Annotated in this window: 13 protein-coding genes; 5 read left to right on the top strand and 8 right to left on the bottom strand. The window is 63.7% G+C overall.

All coding sequences use genetic code 11. From position 1 onward, the window contains the following. Positions 1–228 precede the first annotated feature (228 nt). Entirely contained in the window at positions 229–504 is a 276-nt protein-coding gene (locus C8K18_RS32435) for a hypothetical protein (RefSeq protein ID WP_107710978.1), read from the bottom strand. Between the two features lie 84 nt (positions 505–588). Further along, a complete protein-coding gene (locus C8K18_RS32430; RefSeq protein WP_107710977.1) occupies positions 589–1404 on the bottom strand; it encodes a Mut7-C RNAse domain-containing protein in 816 nt (271 codons plus the stop codon). A 95-nt stretch (positions 1405–1499) separates the two neighbouring features. Between C8K18_RS32430 and C8K18_RS32425 the strand changes: the two genes are divergently transcribed. Continuing rightward, positions 1500–2369 carry an NAD(P)-dependent oxidoreductase gene (locus C8K18_RS32425; RefSeq protein ID WP_006052586.1) on the top strand — a complete coding sequence of 290 codons (870 nt, stop codon included), beginning with the start codon at positions 1500–1502 and terminating at the stop codon, positions 2367–2369. Between the two features lie 164 nt (positions 2370–2533). Further along, complete coding sequence (locus C8K18_RS32420) at positions 2534–3169, top strand: LysE family translocator (RefSeq protein WP_029970902.1); 636 nt, start codon at positions 2534–2536, stop codon at positions 3167–3169. A gap of 193 nt (positions 3170–3362) precedes the next feature. Here C8K18_RS32420 and C8K18_RS32415 read toward each other — a convergent pair whose 3' ends face one another. The 5 genes from C8K18_RS32415 to C8K18_RS32395 form a co-directional block, all read right to left on the bottom strand. Continuing rightward, entirely contained in the window at positions 3363–4187 is an 825-nt protein-coding gene (locus C8K18_RS32415) for an OmpW family protein (protein WP_006053037.1), read from the bottom strand. Positions 4188–4380: 193 nt separating this feature from the next. Then, the gene (locus C8K18_RS32410) at positions 4381–5631 is read right to left on the bottom strand and encodes a DUF2957 domain-containing protein (RefSeq protein ID WP_107710976.1); all 1251 of its coding nucleotides are present in this window, start codon (positions 5629–5631) and stop codon (positions 4381–4383) included. Between the two features lie 99 nt (positions 5632–5730). Beyond that, complete coding sequence (locus C8K18_RS32405) at positions 5731–7152, bottom strand: DUF2957 domain-containing protein (protein WP_029970899.1); 1422 nt, start codon at positions 7150–7152, stop codon at positions 5731–5733. Positions 7153–7639: 487 nt separating this feature from the next. Continuing rightward, a complete protein-coding gene (gene argC / locus C8K18_RS32400) occupies positions 7640–8587 on the bottom strand; it encodes an N-acetyl-gamma-glutamyl-phosphate reductase (protein WP_006053040.1) in 948 nt (315 codons plus the stop codon). 290 nt (positions 8588–8877) lie between these two features. Continuing rightward, positions 8878–9480 (bottom strand): YbhB/YbcL family Raf kinase inhibitor-like protein, encoded by a 603-nt coding sequence (locus tag C8K18_RS32395; RefSeq protein WP_107710975.1) that lies wholly within the window; start codon positions 9478–9480, stop codon positions 8878–8880. A 323-nt stretch (positions 9481–9803) separates the two neighbouring features. On the opposite strand from C8K18_RS32395, the gene C8K18_RS32390 reads away from it, so the two are divergent. Continuing rightward, entirely contained in the window at positions 9804–10493 is a 690-nt protein-coding gene (locus C8K18_RS32390; RefSeq protein WP_006053042.1) for a response regulator, read from the top strand. A gap of 155 nt (positions 10494–10648) precedes the next feature. Here C8K18_RS32390 and C8K18_RS32385 read toward each other — a convergent pair whose 3' ends face one another. Beyond that, entirely contained in the window at positions 10649–11335 is a 687-nt protein-coding gene (locus tag C8K18_RS32385) for an orotate phosphoribosyltransferase (protein WP_006053043.1), read from the bottom strand. Positions 11336–11758: 423 nt separating this feature from the next. Here C8K18_RS32385 and C8K18_RS32380 point away from each other — a divergent pair, with 423 nt between their 5' ends. Beyond that, the gene (locus tag C8K18_RS32380; RefSeq protein WP_107710974.1) at positions 11759–12991 is read left to right on the top strand and encodes an MFS transporter; all 1233 of its coding nucleotides are present in this window, start codon (positions 11759–11761) and stop codon (positions 12989–12991) included. Between the two features lie 278 nt (positions 12992–13269). Further along, on the top strand, positions 13270–15552 hold the full coding sequence (locus C8K18_RS32375; RefSeq protein WP_053858838.1) for an NADP-dependent malic enzyme: 2283 nt from the start codon (positions 13270–13272) through the stop codon (positions 15550–15552). Positions 15553–15638: the final 86 nt, after the last annotated feature.

Genomic DNA, 15638 nt, shown 5'->3' with positions numbered 1-15638 from the left:
GCTGGTCCGCAGCGTCACGGGCCATCGCGCGAATTCCTACGCCTGAAAAACAAAACCCCACGCTCCGGAAAACGTGGGGTTGGTCAGCAGTCTGAGGCCAGAGCTCGTGCTCTGGCCTTTTTGTATTCGGGGATCGGTTTCGGGAGCGGGCGGCGCCGTTTCCAACGCAAAACGTCGTCAACCCACGTCTTAAAGCAGGCGCGCATGCCGCGCCCGCGTCCGCGGCACTTAGCCCGCGAGCCCGCGCTTGATCACTTCGCTCAGCAGTCCCGTCATGCCTTCCGGATGCTCGGCGGCGCGCTCCTTCAATTCGGCGACCAGATCGCTATTCAGCTTGCACGCGAACGGAACGAGGCCCTGCGCCTGATCCAGCTTGCGCTGCTCGCGGCGATCGAGTGCCGGCGCCGCGGCGGCTTTGCCGAAGCGCTCGGCGGTGGACTGCTTCATTGCGTTGTTGAGCTTGAGTGCCTTGTTTTTTTCAAGGTCGGTCTTTTTCATCGCCATACGTCAGGCCTCTGCCAGATAAGTAATCCCGCATTGTACGCACCGTGCGTGGCGCCGCGCGAACGAACGGCCTATGTATGCGGCTCACGGCACGACGCCGGGCGCGCTTGCATCGCGAGTGTCGGACGCGTCGCGACCGTTGGGAGCTTCCGATTGAGCCGGCGTCGCCGCCACGCTGTCCATCAGCGCGCGCATTCGTTGCCAGTGCGTGCCTTCCCAGAACACGCGACGGCACACGTCGCAGGTGACAAACTGGTTATGCCGCTCCAATACGCCGTCGGGCGCGCGGTCGCCGACTTCATCGCGCGGGATGCGCCTTAGCGGCGCGTTGCACATCAGGCATAGTCGGAACGGCTGCGCGCTGCCTGCGAGATCCAGCCGTTCGAACACTTCGCGCAATTGCTCGCGCGGCCTGAGCGTGCGGATATAGCAGCCGTGCGTGATGGTGCGGCGTTTCAACAGCTCGCGGTCGCGGGTGAGAACGATGCGGTCTTCCGCGGCGGCGAGCGCCTCGATGCGGGCGTCGGGAAAGTTGTTGTCGTAGAGCGTGTCGAAGCCGGCCAGGCGCAGCAGCGGCGCGAGCCCGCCAAGATGCGCATCGGCGATGAAGCGAACCACGCGCAGCGGCCGTTCGCGCACGCGCAGCAGCGGACGGATGTCGAGCGCTTCGAACTTCGGATAGACGGCGACGCGGTCGCCGTCCGCGAGCGGGTGATTGAAACCGACGGACTCGCCGTTGACCAGGATCAGTTCGACTTCGGTATGCGGCACGCCGAGCGATTCGATCGCGTGCTTGGTGGTGGCGTCACGCGCGCATGCGTAGGCGAACGCGCGCCGGCGCAGCGGCCGGGCGAGAAAATCGTTCAGCTCCTCGTAGAAGCGGAAAGTCGCGGTGACCATCGTCGAAGTATCGCACCGCGCGCCGTTGCGCGCTTTTCCTGCATCTGTCGCGTGGCTGTGCTTTACTTCCACATCTTTAGAAGACGGAGCCACAGATGGACATCGGTTTTATCGGTCTCGGCGAGATGGGCGCCGCGATGGTTGCAAACATTCTGAAAGCGGGGCACCAGGTGCGCGTGTGGAACCGCTCGCCGGAACGCGCGCAAGCGCTCGCCGATGCAGGCGCACGGATCGTCGCCACGCCCGCCGAAGCGTTTGCCGGCGACGCCGTGTTCTCGATGCTCGCCGACGATGCCGCGCTGCGCGAGGTTGTGACGGCGTCGTTGCTCGAGCATGCGCCGCGCGGGCTGATTCACGTCAACATGGCGACGATTTCCGTTGCGCTCGCCGAGGAACTCGCGACCGCGCACGCATCGCGCGGTGTCGATTACGTCGCCGCTCCGGTGCTCGGCCGGCCTGACGTGGCCGCCGCCGGGAAGCTGACGATTGTGGCGGGCGGGCCGGCTGAGGCAATCGACCGCGTGCAGCCGGTGTTCGACGCGATCGGTCAGAAAACCTGGCGCATCGGCTCGCTGCCGCAACAGGCGAACGTGATCAAGCTGGCCGCGAACTTCATGCTCGGCGCGGCCGTCGAGACGCTCGGCGAAGCCGCTGCGCTCGTGTCCGGACATGGCCTCGCGATTCAGGATTTCCTCGACGTGATTACGAGCGGCATTTTTCCGGGACCGGTCTATGCCGGCTACGGCAAGATGATCGCGGAAAACAGCTACGAGCCGGCGCTGTTCAAGGCGCGTTTGGGACTGAAGGACTTGCGTCTCGCACTGGCCGCCGCCGACGCCGTCACGACGCCGCTGCCGATTGCGAGCGTCGTCCGCGACAGTCTGATCGAAGCGGTCGCGCATGGCGACGGTGAGAAGGATTTCGCGGTGCTGGGGCAAGTGGCGGCGCGGCGGGCCGGGCGGTGATTTGACGGGCTGACGGGCTGATGGGCTGATGGGCGGCTGGCGGCTTACCGGCCGCCTATGTCGCGGGCGACCGCGGCAACCACCCCATCCGCCAAACCCCCCGCCAACAGAAAACCCCCCTTCAAGCGATAATCTCCCTCCAATCCCCAACCAGCGGAAACATCATGAGTCTGCATACCTGGTGGCTTTTCGTCGCCACAGTTTTTGTCGTGTGCGCCATTCCCGGCCCGAACATGCTGCTCGTCATGACCGACGGTGCGCGGCACGGCCTGCGTCGCACGGGCGCGACGATGGCAGGCTGCCTGTCGGCGCTGGTGCTGATGCTGGCGGTGTCGGCGGCGGGGCTCGGCGTTTTTCTCGAAGCGTGGCCGACCCTCTTCGATGCGCTGCGTTTGATCGGCGCGGCTTATCTCGTGTATCTCGGCATCAAGGCATGGCGCGCGCCCGCTGACGAGGCCGCCGCGTCCGCTGCCGACGAACTGGCCGCGAAGCCCGCACGCTCGCGCCTCGCGCTGTTTCGCAACGGCTTTCTGGTGGCGGGCAGCAATCCGAAGGCGATTCTGTTTGCCGCCGCGCTGCTGCCGCAATTCATCGAAGCCTCGCTGCCCAAGCTGCCGCAGTTCGGCATTCTGGTCGCCACGTTCGCCGTGATCGAGGTGAGTTGGTATTTCGTGTACGCGGGATTCGGCACGCGCATCGGCAACCGGCTGAAGAGCCGCAGCGTCGCGCGAGTGTTCAATCGGCTGACGGGCGGCGTCTTCGTCGGCTTTGGCGCGATGATGGCGCTGGTCCGGCACTGAAGCGCGGCGTTTGCGCCGCGCCGGTCGCAAGCACATGTGGCGAAAGCGCAACAAGAGGGGAGAACCCTGATTTTCATGTTGCGTCGCACCAAACCATTTGCTATAGTTCGTCTTGTCTCCTCCATGTCTCCTCTGATATGGATTCAGCCCGCCCACTTAGGCGGGCTTTTTTTTGCCCAAAATTCCGGCCTCGTCAGAACTTGTACGAAACCGCGAGGAAGGAAATGAGCGGGTCCGCTTTCAATTCGGCCCTCGACACACCGAGCTCCGTGCCGTCCGCCGCCTTGATGATGACCGACGAGGTCGTCTTCAGCGGAATGTAGGTCACCGAGGCCACGAGACCCCAGTGGTCCGTGATGTTGTACGCGAGCCCGGCGTTGAACACCGGCGCCCACGACGACGAAGCCTTCGCCGATACCTGCGTCTTGCCCGGCTTGCCCGCGCCCGCGGCGAGGATGGCGCCGAGGTTCTCCTGCGTCGATTGAACGAAGTTCTGACTGAGCTGAATGTCGGAAAACCAGTTGTACGACACGCCGACGCCTACAAACGGCCTGAACTTCGCCGTCGGTGCATTGAAGTAGTACTGAAAGAGCAGCGCCGGGCTCCACTGGCGCACGCTTTTCACGATCGGATTCGCTTGCGGATCGCCAATGTCCTGCTGGCCGAGCGCGCCCGCCGGCCCCGGCGGCTTGATCGTGCCGTGCCCGTAGATTTTGAAGACGGGCGGCACGCCGGCTACGGTCGTCACGGCAATGTGATCGGTCAGGTAATGGCTGAATACGAGGCCGACCGTGTTGGCCGTGTTCGTCGACAGACTCGTGCCCGCCGATGTGAACGAGTTCGGCAGGCGCAGCGGCGTGTTGATCGGCGTCGGCGCGACGTTGGTCGTCAGCGGCGTGCTCGAATCCTTCGGCATGACGTGGAACCAGCCGAGTACGGCTACGTTGTCGCCGGCATGCTGTGCATGAGCGCTGACCGACAGGCATGCGGCCAGAATCGCGAGACAGATTCTTTTCATGTTGTTATTCCTCCTTGGACGCTCGTCGGGCGCAAGGCGAGCGGGACGAGCGGGACGAGCATTGGCGCGCGTTTGCGGGTAGCCGCGAGGCCGGCGCGCAAGACAGCCGTTGTGCCGGTCGCCGCGCTGCAAGGCGCGGACGGCAGCCGGGCGCGAACGCGTCGAGGCGCGCTGACGGCGCGCCACACGCCCGTTACTGGACGAAGGCGCCGATCGTGAAGTACGGCGAGGCCGCGTTCGACAGATCCAGGTAGCCGAACACACCGCCCGTGAAAATCATCTTTCCGGTCGGCGTATTGCCGGTGGATGCATTGACGTGCGTCGTCGTGACCACGCCCGGCACGGCTTGCGTGAAGTCGAGGTTCAGCGCGGTCGCGAGCGAAGCCTGCGACGGGTTGAACGGATCGAGCAGCGTCGCCTGCGTGCCTGCGAGCGCGGTGGTGCGATAGTCGAACTGGCTATCCACGCCGATGTACTCGCCGTTCTGCGAGTTGACCGCCACCGAGGTTTGCGGCGACAGAATCGAGATGCCGGATTCGTCGTCCGCGTACGGGCCGAGTGCGCCGTTTTGCGGCACGGTCACCGACGAATTCGCCGCGCCGGCGCGCACCAGAATCGGCACCAACTGGTCGCGCAGCTTGCCGACGATCATGTAGCCGCGCCCTTCCGGCGTCGTGGCGAGCGTGGGCTTCGCCTGTCCCTGGAAGTTATTGGTCTGGAACGCGCCGCTGCCGTCCGCCGCCTGCGTGAAGTTGCTGCCTGGCTGCAGGCATTTGCCCGCGTTCACGCCCGAGTTGTCGCACTCGGTCCACGTGCCGTCCGCGTTGATCGTTATCTTTGTGTCCACGGCGACCGGCGCGAAATTCTGCGACGGCACCTGGTGATAGCCGAGCTGGTTGTACGTGCCGGCCACCTTCGCCAGATCCGTTTCAATCGACGAGAAACCGATGAACGGGTAATACGGGAACTTGGTGTCCGGCACCGCGCCCACGCCGAGAATCCCGCCGAACGAGATTTCCGCGCCCGGAATCGTGCCGCCTGCCACGCCTTCGCCGACAAAAATCCGCGCCGGGCGGTTCGGGTCGAGGCTCGCGCCGTTCAGGCGGAACGCGCACTGATTGAGCTTGTTGGTCGGCAGCAGCGTTTCCTGGGTCAGCGTGCCGCTCGCGGTCTGGCCGGCGCGCGTCGGCACGACGGTGCCCGTGGTCGCCGGAATCGGAGATTCGACATAGGTGACCTGCCACGTCATCTTCGTCGTATCGAGTTGCAGCTTGACGAGTTCGCCGTCACCGCCGCCGCCCGTGTAGACCGTGTTGTAGTCGAGCGTCGCGGGACACAGCCGAACTTGCGTCACCGGACCGTCGCCATTGCCGCCGCCTCCGCCGCCGCATGCCGACAGCAACGGTGCCGCGAGTGCGAGCACCGACAGGAATCTCCATTTCATACCGCCTCCAGAATTTTTTCGTTGTAGATGGCCGGCTCCCAGTCCAGCCACCGCTTGCTCTTTTATGTCTCTCACCGCGGACTACGTTTGCTTCATCGGCTACTTGCTGATTTGCGCTCCGATGCCGAAGTACGGCGTGCTCGGTGTGTCCGAATTGGCCGATGTCGGCGTGATGCCGTCGTTCTGCGTGCCCTGGATCGCGATCGCATACAGGCCGCCCGACGCGATCGCAAAGCCGGTCTTGCCCTTCGTGTCCTGCACGCCGACCAGGCCGGGGCTCGCGAGCCCGTAGCCGAGGCCGAAACCGCTTTCGGCCGCCGACGTCGTCGGATTGATAAACGTGCCGACGCCGCCCTGGATCAGTGTCGCGGTGTACTTGAAGTTGGAATCCGCGCCCACGTAGCCGCCGTCGAAGCCGCCCGATGCAAGCGGCGTCGCCGCGGCGAGCATCGCGATGCCGGACTCGTCGTCGACTTTCGCGTCGAGATGAAGCGGCGCGGTGCCCAGGTCGATGTAGCCCGTGCGCACCACGAGCGGCACGGTCGCGCCGTTGATCTGGCCGAGGATCATGTGCGCGGTGCCGGACTTGCCCGTCGCGCCGATCAGCGGAAGCCGGAACTGGGGGACGATCTGCGCCGCCTGCTGGCTGTCAAAGTAGCCGTTGCTGTTGAGCGTCCACGGATTGCCGGTGGACAGGCAGCCGCCCGCGTTCGGCGAGTAGTCCGGGTTCGCGGTGTTGCTGCTCGTGCAGGTGCCGCTCGCGTCGAAGGTTTCGACGGTGTTCGTCGCGACCGTCGCGTAATTGCCGGACGGCGCGAGGTGGTACAGCAGACCGTTGTAGGTGCCCGGCAGCTTTGTGATGTCCGTGGTGGTGCTGGCGAAGCCGAGGAACGGATAGAAGTCGAAATGGCGATTGGGCACCGCGCCGATGCCCGAACCGATGAGCGGGATCGACAGCCCGTCGAACTGGATCGTCGCGCCAGGAATGCCGCCGCCCGCGACGCCCTGGCCGACGAGGATCATCGGCGGATTCGGGTTGTTGGCGAAGTCCGATGTGGTGTAGGGCTGGCCGTCGCCGGCCGCCGTGCCTGTGCCGGCGCCGAGTATGAACGCGCAGCGCGTTTGCTCGGCGGTCGGCAGCGTGCCCGCCGGCGGATGGATCACCGCGCCCGCTATCTGCGTGCCCGCGCGTGTCGGCGTGACGGTGCCGGTGCGCAGCGGGATCGGCGATTCAAGCCACTTCAGCGTGTAGGTCATCGCCGTCGCGTCGATGTTCAACTGGACCACTTCGCCGCTGCCGGCGCCGCCGAGGAACGTGCTTTTGACGATATCGGCGGTGGCCGGACACAGCGCGGCCGCCGTGCCGCTCGAGGCGGGCGGACCTTGAACGCCGCAGCTCGAACCCGAGCATTGCGGCGCGTCGATCGGGCCGGGATTATCGGATTTGCCGCCGCCGCAAGCAATAAGAAAAGGAGTCGTGGCAATAGCCATTGCCAAGCCTCGAATAATGGCGTCCGCCATGCTGCTGTCTCCCTTCATGTATTTGTGCGAGCTAATTTCGCCGCGCGATTAATGCCTGTCAATTGAATGAGCCGTCTAAAAAGGTCGATTCAAACAGCGGCGTTTCGGGCATGCGCACAGTGCGTGGGCGCAAGCGGCCCTTTTAAACAAAAATGCGAATTCGAGGCGAAGCGGCTGTACCGTTGTTTCGCCGCACGCCCTTGCCAGGTAAGCGTTGGAGCAAAAAGGCTCCATCATCTTCGAACGACCGTTCGATAAAAAATCCGGAGTTTCCCCAGGCGGAAAACTATGCTGATCGGGTCGTCGACGGGAAGAGTTACCTGAAAAATTCCAGGCAGCCTCGTTTTGATTTTTTGAGTAATGCGGGCTACTACTGATTAATGTTTAAAGAAAGTCGCAGCGGCGGGTTTAAAACAAAAAGCCGGTCTTGTAGACCGGCTTTCGCAATGCTGACAAACGGCCAATTGCCGCGATATTTTAACTTTCGTTATCGTTTCAAACCGCTTTCCTCGGGGGCGCCGATTGCCAGATTCATACACTGGATCGCCGCGCCGGAAGCGCCTTTGCCCAGGTTGTCGAGCCGCGCGACGGTGACGAAGCGCTCCGGCGTGCCGAACACGAACAGATCGACGCGATTCGTGTCGTTGTTCGCCTGCACGTCGAAGAAGCCGCTGTCCAGATTCGCCTCCGAGTCGAACGGCGCGACGCGCACGAATGCTTCGCCTGCGTAGTACTCCGCGAGCAGCGCCTGCACTTCTTGCGGCGTGGTTTTCCGCGCCAACTGGCGCGGCGAGAAGTACGTGGTGACCGCGAGGCCCTTGTAAAAGCCGCCGACGATCGGCGTGAAGACCGGTGACGACTTCAGGCCCGTATGCGCCGCCATTTCCGGCAGATGCTTGTGCGTGAGAGCCAGCGCGTACGGACGCGGGCTCTTGAGCTTGTCGTTGCCGCCGGCTTCGTAGTCGGCGATCATTTTTTTGCCGCCGCCGCTGTAGCCGGTGATCGAATAAGCATGAGCTTCGAACTCGGGCGCGACCACGCCGCTTTCCACGAGCGGGCGCATGGCCAGCACGAAAGCCGACGCGTGACAGCCCGGCACGGCGATGCGCTTGGCGGTGCGCAGGCGTTCGCGCTGCGAGCGAGCGAGTTCGGGCAGGCCATAAGCCCAGTCGGCCGACGTGCGAAACGCGGTGCTCGCGTCGATCAGCACCGTGCGCTCGTTCGCAACGAGCGCTGCCGACTCGCGCGATGCCACGTCGGGCAGGCACAGGAACGTGACGTCCGACGCGTTGATGAGACGACGGCGCTCCTCGATATCTTTTCGCTTCGCTTCGTCGATACGCAGGATCTCCACGTCGGCGCGCTGCGACAGGTATTCGAAAATCTTCAGGCCGGTCGTGCCTTCCTGTCCGTCGACAAAAACTTTCGTGCTCATCTCGATCTCACTGGCTATCTGGTTACAGCTTGGAAACAGCGCGCGACGCCGCGCGAAAACACCATTTTAAGACCTCATCGCCATGCGCGTGCGCAAGCGGGGGGAAACGGCGCGAAAAACGGCGGAAAAACCACGATGCCCGCGCGAAGTGACAGCCGCGTGACTTGTGGGACTTCACTGCGATCCGGGCGCCGGGCGGCGGGCGCGGGGCGGCCCGCCAAAGCGCGATATCACGGCAATCAAGCCGGCTTTTCAGGCGCAACACCGCGCGCGCCGGCAAGCGCGCCGCGCTAGCGCCCGTAATTCACCACCATCCTCGCGCTGCCGAGCGCCGCCGTGCCGATCTCGTGATCGAACATCAGCGCCGGGCGGCCTTGCGCGAGGCGCAGGTCGGCGGTGTTCAGCGCATACACGGTGATCACGTAGCGATGCGGTTTGCCGGGCGGCGGACAAGGACCGCCATAACCGTCGATGTCGAAGTCGTTGCGGGCTTCCACCGCGCCGAGCCGTCTCAGGAAACCCGACGCGCTCGCGTTCTCGGGCAGGCTTGCGACGCTCGCCGGAATGCCCGCCACGGCCCAATGCCACCAGCCGCGGCCGGGCGCATCGGGATCGAACAGGGTGATCGCGAAGCTGCGCGTTCCAGGCGGCGCGTCGCGCCAGGTCAGTTGCGGCGAGCGGTTGCCGCCCTTGCAGTCGTCCTGATCGAAGACTTGCGGGGAATTCACTGTGCCGCCCGCGCGGAAGCTCGCGCTGGTGAGCGAGAACGCGTTCTCGGCCTGGGCGCGCGAGCCATGCGCGAGCCCGAGCGCGAGACCAAGCGTGGCGCAGACAACAAGCGGCATGCGGCGAAACGATGAAGCGTGCGAAACAACCAGGCAACGCAAGCGCATGTGCCGGTTCTCCTGTGTCGATCGGAATCGGCGCCGGGCGCCTGCTCAGATCCCATGCAGCATCAAGGCGCTGCGAGGACGCGAGGCAATTGCCTCGCGGTGTTTATTGTCCCTATTTTGTACCTGAACGTCGAATCGAGTCTAAGCTTAGGTTTATGACGCATCATTGTTATGCCGCGTAAGCGGATTGCGAGCCTAAAATCGGCTATAGTCGAAAGAGTTTACGCGATGTGGCCCGTGTTCCTATTAGTCAAATTGAACATTAAGAATAAGAAGGCATGTCAGAGGTTTTGGAGAGGGGTTTTCCTGTCGAGGTACGGGCAATGCAAGACGTAGTCAAGGTTGTCATCGCTGACGATCATCCAGTTATTCTATTCGGCGCCGAACAGGCTTTACTCAAGTTCCCCGGCATCCAGGTGGTCGCGCGAGCGAGGCAGTCCACGGAACTCATCAAGGTCCTGCAAACCGCTGCGTGCGACGTGCTCGTCACAGACCTCGCCATGCCGGGCGGCCAGTACGGCGACGGCCTGCCGTTGGTCGGCTACCTGCGGCGCAATTTTCCGAACCTTCCCATCGTCGTGCTAACGATGCTCGAGAACGCCGCGTTGCTGCAACGGCTGCGGGAACTCGGCGTGACTTCGGTCGTGAATAAATCCGACGACCTGAGCCACATCGGGCTCGCGGTGCAGCACGTCAGCCGGCACCTCGAATATCTGAGCCCGTCGGTGAAGGCGTCGCTCGATGCGCTGCGGATGAATTCCGGCGGCAAGAGCGACGAAGTGATGCTGTCGAGGCGCGAACTCGAAGTCGTGCGCCTGTTCGTATCGGGAATGACCATCAAGGAAATTTCCGAGCAACTGAACCGCAGCATCAAGACAATCAGCACTCAGAAAAATACGGCGATGCGCAAGCTCGGCATCGACCGCGATTCGGAGCTGTTTCAATACGCGCAAAGCAATGGTTTGCTGAACCTGTCGTCGCATTCGGCGGAAGACACGGGCGACCTGGTTTAGCCGCGCGCCGCACTTCTTGTGCGGCATAGAAAAAGCCGCGTTAAAGTCGTCAAAGAAAAAGGCCGCCTGTCGCAAGACAGGCGGCCTTTGTGCTTCTGCTTCTGCGGCTGTTGCCGCGATGCGATGTAATGCGATGCTATGCGCTACCGCCGCGCTTATTGCGGCGTCGACGTTGCGCCGCCGTGCGCGGCCGACCATTCAGCCGGCGAGTGCAGGAATTTTTCGACTTCGTCGAGCGTCTTCGTGTCGAAGTACTTGTTGTCCTTGGCGACGCGCAGCACGTCCCACCATGTCGCGAGCGCGTGCAGATCGACGTCGATGTCTTTCAGCACCGACACGCTTTCCTTGAAGATGTTGTAGTGGAACAGCACGAAGCAGTGATTCACCGTCGCGCCGGCCGTGCGCAGCGCATTGATGAAGTTGATCTTGCTGCGGCTGTCGGTGGTCAGGTCTTCCACCAGCAGCACCCGCTGACCTTCGGTCAGCAGACCCTCGATCTGCGCATTGCGGCCAAAGCCCTTCGGCTTCTTGCGCACGTATTGCATCGGCACCATCAGGCGGTCGGACAGCCATGCCGCGAACGGAATGCCTGCGGTTTCGCCGCCGGCCACGGCGTCGATCTGCTCATAGCCGACGTCGCGGAGAATGGTGGTTTCAGCCATTTCCATCAGGCCGCGGCGCACGCGCGGATAGGAAATCAGCTTGCGGCAATCGATATAAACCGGGCTCGCCCAGCCGGACGTAAAAATGTACGGTTTCTCCGCGTTGAAGTGCACTGCCTGCACTTCGAGCAGCATCTTGGCGGTGGTGTCGGAGATCGTCTGGCGATCGAAGCCTGTCATGGGCGGGTCCTTGGATTGAGCGGGGGAGCGGGCGCCGGGCCCGGTGGCGCAGCAAGCGGGATACGCCGCGCCGTGCTGGGCGGAATATGCAGCCGGCCAGTGGATGCTGGCCGGTTTTTGCTGCGCGCGTAGGCCGACATTTTACCTGAAACGGCTCCTTCAGACGAGGCCGGCGTGCGCGTGGACGGCCAATCGAGGTTGCCTGGGGCGAGCGGGGCGCGTGCCGAGGGCGCAGGCCAACCCGGTCTCCAACACCGTTCGCCGAAGCCTGGTCGGACAAGCGTTGCGCCGTTCGCGTCGCGCTTTGCATAGGCTTTTTGGCTAGCTTGTGAGCAACCTGGGGCGCCTTTACACTCACGCGAATTTCTCCGACGCCGGCCGCAGCTCGCCGCACACCGTTCAACGAATCCCGGATTGCTTTTAATGACGCCCGCTTCCTCCACCGCCGATACGCCCGCCTCCGCCCGACCCGGCTACGCCGCGCGAGCGCTGATCGCGTCCGCGCTCGGCTACGCAATGGACGGCTTCGACCTGCTGATTCTCGGCTTCATGCTGCCGGTCATCGCGGCCGACTTGCATTTGAGTTCGACGCAAGCCGGTTCGCTCGTCACGTGGACGCTGATCGGCGCGGTCGCGGGCGGCCTGATCTTCGGCGTGCTGAGCGACTATTACGGCCGCGTGCGCATGCTCACGTGGACCATCCTCGTATTCGCGGTTTTCACCGGTTTGTGTGCGCTCGCGCAAGGGTATGGCGACCTGCTCGTGTACCGGACGATCGCCGGCATTGGGCTGGGCGGCGAGTTCGGCATCGGCATGACGCTTGTGGCCGAAGCCTGGCCGGCCGCGCAGCGGGCGCGGGTGTCGTCGTATGTGGGCCTCGGGTGGCAACTCGGTGTGTTGGCGGCCGCGTTGCTGACGCCGCTGCTGTTGCCGGTCATCGGCTGGCGCGGCATGTTCGCGCTCGGGCTCTTGCCCGCTGTCGTGTCGTTCTTTGTGCGGCGACGCGTGGAGGAACCGGCGCTCTTCACCGAGCGCGTCGCGCGCGGCATGCGCAAGCTGCCGCTCAAACTGCTGATCGCCGATGCCCGCACCGCGCGTGCGAGCCTCGGCGTGGCGGTCCTCTGCTCGGTGCAGAACTTTGGCTACTACGGGCTGATGATCTGGCTGCCGAGCTATCTGTCGAAAACCTTCGGCTATTCGCTGACGAAATCCGGCGTCTGGACTGCGGCCACCGTGGTCGGCATGGCATGCGGCATCTGGCTCTTCGGCGTCGCGGCGGACCGTTTCGGCCGCAAACCGGCGTTCCTGTTCTATCAGGTCGGCGCCGTCGCGATGGTCTTCGTCTATGCGCATCTGACCACGCCCACGGCGCTGCTGATCGGCGGCGCGGCGATGGGCGTGTTCGTCAACGGTATGATCGGCGGTTACGGCGCGCTGATTTCCGAGCTGTATCCCACCGACGCCCGCGCCACCGCGCAAAACGTGTTGTTCAACGTGGGGCGGGCGGTTGGCGGCTTTGGGCCCGTCGCGGTCGGCGCGCTGGCCGCGCATTATTCGTTTGGCACGGCGCTGGTTTTTCTCGCGTCGATCTATCTGCTCGACGTGCTCGCCACACTCTTTCTGATCCCCGAACGCCGCGGCGCCGAACTCCACTGAGCGCCGCCGCGCAGTCTGCCGATGCGGCGCTGCAGCATGACTGGCGGGCGTTTCGCCAATGGCGAGCCGCGTTAACCAGTCCGTGTATCGACTCGCGCGGGGTGTACACTAACCGACCCCGCGTAGCACTCCGCACCGTCCCGCCTCCGCCGGGGACCGACGCCGCGCCTAACCGGCGCAAGCGAACAGCGCCCCGGTCGATCATCCATTCGATAGCAGGAAGCGCCGCCAGCGGTGCAGTGTGCCGGCCCAAATTTCTTACGTCTCGCAGGCAAAAAATGGACGAACAACTGAAGCAAAGCGCTCTCGCGTATCACCAGAATCCGAAACCCGGCAAGATTTCGGTCACGCCGACCAAGCCGCTGTCGAACCAGCTCGACTTGTCGCTCGCGTACTCGCCGGGCGTGGCCGCGGCCTGCATGGCCATCTACGAAGAGCCGCTCGACGCGCAGAAATACACGTCGCGAGGCAACCTGGTCGGCGTGATCACGAACGGCACGGCCGTGCTCGGCCTCGGCAACATCGGCCCGCTCGCCGCAAAGCCGGTGATGGAAGGCAAGGGCTGTCTCTTCAAGAAGTTCGCGGGTATCGACGTGTTCGACATCGAGCTGTCCGAGTCCGATCCCGACAAGCTCGTCGAAGCGATTGCGATGCTCGAGCCGACGTTGGGCGGCATCAACCTGGAAGACATCAAGGCGCCGGAGTGCTTCTACATCGAGAAGAAGCTGCGCGAGCGCATGAAGATTCCGGTCTTCCACGACGACCAGCACGGCACGGCGATCATCGCATCGGCGGCGATTCTGAACGGCCTGAAAGTGGTCGGCAAGAAGCTCGACGAAGTGAAGCTCGTCTGCTCGGGCGCAGGCGCGGCGGCCATCGCGTGTCTGGATCTGCTGGTCAACCTGGGTCTCGCGAAGCAGAACATTCTGGTGGTCGACTCGAAGGGCGTGATTTACGAGGGTCGCGGCAATCTCGATCCGTCGAAGGAACGTTACGCGGCGAATACCGAGGCGCGCACGCTGGCTGACGCGATTCGCGGTGCCGACGTGTTCCTCGGCTGCTCGAGCGCAGGCGTGCTGAAGCCGGAAATGGTCACCGAAATGGGCACCCAGCCGCTGATTCTCGCGCTCGCGAATCCGGAACCGGAAATCCGTCCGGAAGAAGCGAAGAAAGTGCGCCCGGACTGCATCATCGCGACCGGCCGTTCGGACTATCCGAACCAGGTCAACAACGTGCTGTGCTTCCCGTTCATCTTCCGCGGCGCGCTCGACGTCGGCGCGACCACGATCACGGAAGAAATGAAGCTCGCGTGCGTGCGCGCGATCGCGGAACTCGCGGAAGAAACCGATCAGGGCGACGAAGTCGCGAAGGCGTATGAAGGGCACTCGCTGGAATTCGGTCCTGAGTATCTGATTCCGAAGCCGTTCGATCCGCGTCTCATCATCAAGATTGCGCCGGCCGTTGCGCAAGCGGCGATGGATTCGGGCGTCGCGACCCGTCCGATCAAGGACATGGACGCGTATCGCGAAGAACTCGGCACGACCGTTTATCGCACGGGCATGGTGATGCGTCCGGTGTTCGCGGCGGCGAAGTCGGAGCCGGCGCGCATCGTGTTCGCCGAAGGCGAGGACGAGCGCGTGCTGCGCGCCGCGCAGTTCGTGCTGCTCGAGAAGATCGCCAAGCCAATTCTGGTCGGCCGTCCGTCGGTGATCGAGATGCGCCTGAAGAAGATGGGCTCGAAGCTCAAATGCGGCGAAGACTTTGAGATCGTCGATCCGGAAGACGATCCGCGTTATCAGCAATGCTGGCAGGCGTATCACGAACTCGGCGCGCGCGAAGGCGTCACGCCGGACGTCGCGAAGGCCGCGATGCGCAAGTTCAATACGCTGATCGGCGCGATCCTCGTGCGTCTCGGCGAAGCGGACGGCATGATCTGCGGCATGATCGGCCAGTACCACACGCATCTGAAATTCATCGAGCAAGTGTTGGGCAAGGCGGACAACGTCGCCAACTTTGCAGCAATGAATCTGCTGATGCTGCCGGGCCGCAACCTGTTCATCTGCGATACGTACGTGAACGAAACGCCGACCGCCGAACAGCTCGCCGACATGACCATGCTGGCCTCGCGCGAAATCGAAAAGTTCGGCATCACGCCGAAGGTCGCGCTGCTGTCGAACTCGAACTTCGGCAGTGCGCCGTCTTCGTCGTCGCAACGCATGGCCGCAGCTCGCAAGCTGATTGCCGAACGCGCGCCGACGCTCGAGATCGACGGTGAAATGCACGGCGACGCCGCGTTGTCGGAAGTCGTGCGCAAGGCGGCGTTCCCCGGCACGACGCTGTCGGGCGAAGCCAACCTGCTGATCATGCCGAACGTGGAAGCGGCGAACATTGCCTACAACCTGCTGAAGATGGTCGGCGGCGAAGGCGTGACGGTCGGGCCGTTCCTGCTCGGCGCGGAGAAGCCGGTCCATGTGCTGACGCCGGCTGCAACCGTGCGCCGGATCATCAACATGACCGCGGTGGCTTCGGCGAACGCGCGCAAGTCGGTGAACAGCAAGTAAGCGAAGCGGCGCTCGTTTCTACGAGCGTCGGGCGAAAAAAAACGCCACGGAATGAGCTTCCGTGGCGTTTTTTTATGTGCGCCGTG

It is taken from the genome of Paraburkholderia sp. GV068, from assembly GCF_003058125.1.
Classification (GTDB): domain Bacteria; phylum Pseudomonadota; class Gammaproteobacteria; order Burkholderiales; family Burkholderiaceae; genus Paraburkholderia; species Paraburkholderia graminis.
The sequence above is the reverse complement of the archived record's forward strand: the minus strand, read 5'-3'. Positions and strand labels throughout refer to the sequence as shown.

What these genes read in the sequence shown, in the direction of transcription:
- argC (WP_006053040.1), bottom strand. Translation starts at nt 8,587, where the DNA reads ATGAGCACGAAAGTTTTTGTCGACGGACAGGAAGGCACGACCGGCCTG.
- C8K18_RS32420 (WP_029970902.1), top strand. Translation starts at nt 2,534, where the DNA reads ATGAGTCTGCATACCTGGTGGCTTTTCGTCGCCACAGTTTTTGTCGTG.
- C8K18_RS32435 (WP_107710978.1), bottom strand. Translation starts at nt 504, where the DNA reads ATGGCGATGAAAAAGACCGACCTTGAAAAAAACAAGGCACTCAAGCTC.
- C8K18_RS32380 (WP_107710974.1), top strand. Translation starts at nt 11,759, where the DNA reads ATGACGCCCGCTTCCTCCACCGCCGATACGCCCGCCTCCGCCCGACCC.
- C8K18_RS32375 (WP_053858838.1), top strand. Translation starts at nt 13,270, where the DNA reads ATGGACGAACAACTGAAGCAAAGCGCTCTCGCGTATCACCAGAATCCG.
- C8K18_RS32385 (WP_006053043.1), bottom strand. Translation starts at nt 11,335, where the DNA reads ATGACAGGCTTCGATCGCCAGACGATCTCCGACACCACCGCCAAGATG.
- C8K18_RS32390 (WP_006053042.1), top strand. Translation starts at nt 9,804, where the DNA reads ATGCAAGACGTAGTCAAGGTTGTCATCGCTGACGATCATCCAGTTATT.
- C8K18_RS32415 (WP_006053037.1), bottom strand. Translation starts at nt 4,187, where the DNA reads ATGAAAAGAATCTGTCTCGCGATTCTGGCCGCATGCCTGTCGGTCAGC.
- C8K18_RS32425 (WP_006052586.1), top strand. Translation starts at nt 1,500, where the DNA reads ATGGACATCGGTTTTATCGGTCTCGGCGAGATGGGCGCCGCGATGGTT.
- C8K18_RS32405 (WP_029970899.1), bottom strand. Translation starts at nt 7,152, where the DNA reads ATGGCGGACGCCATTATTCGAGGCTTGGCAATGGCTATTGCCACGACT.
- C8K18_RS32410 (WP_107710976.1), bottom strand. Translation starts at nt 5,631, where the DNA reads ATGAAATGGAGATTCCTGTCGGTGCTCGCACTCGCGGCACCGTTGCTG.
- C8K18_RS32395 (WP_107710975.1), bottom strand. Translation starts at nt 9,480, where the DNA reads ATGCGCTTGCGTTGCCTGGTTGTTTCGCACGCTTCATCGTTTCGCCGC.
- C8K18_RS32430 (WP_107710977.1), bottom strand. Translation starts at nt 1,404, where the DNA reads ATGGTCACCGCGACTTTCCGCTTCTACGAGGAGCTGAACGATTTTCTC.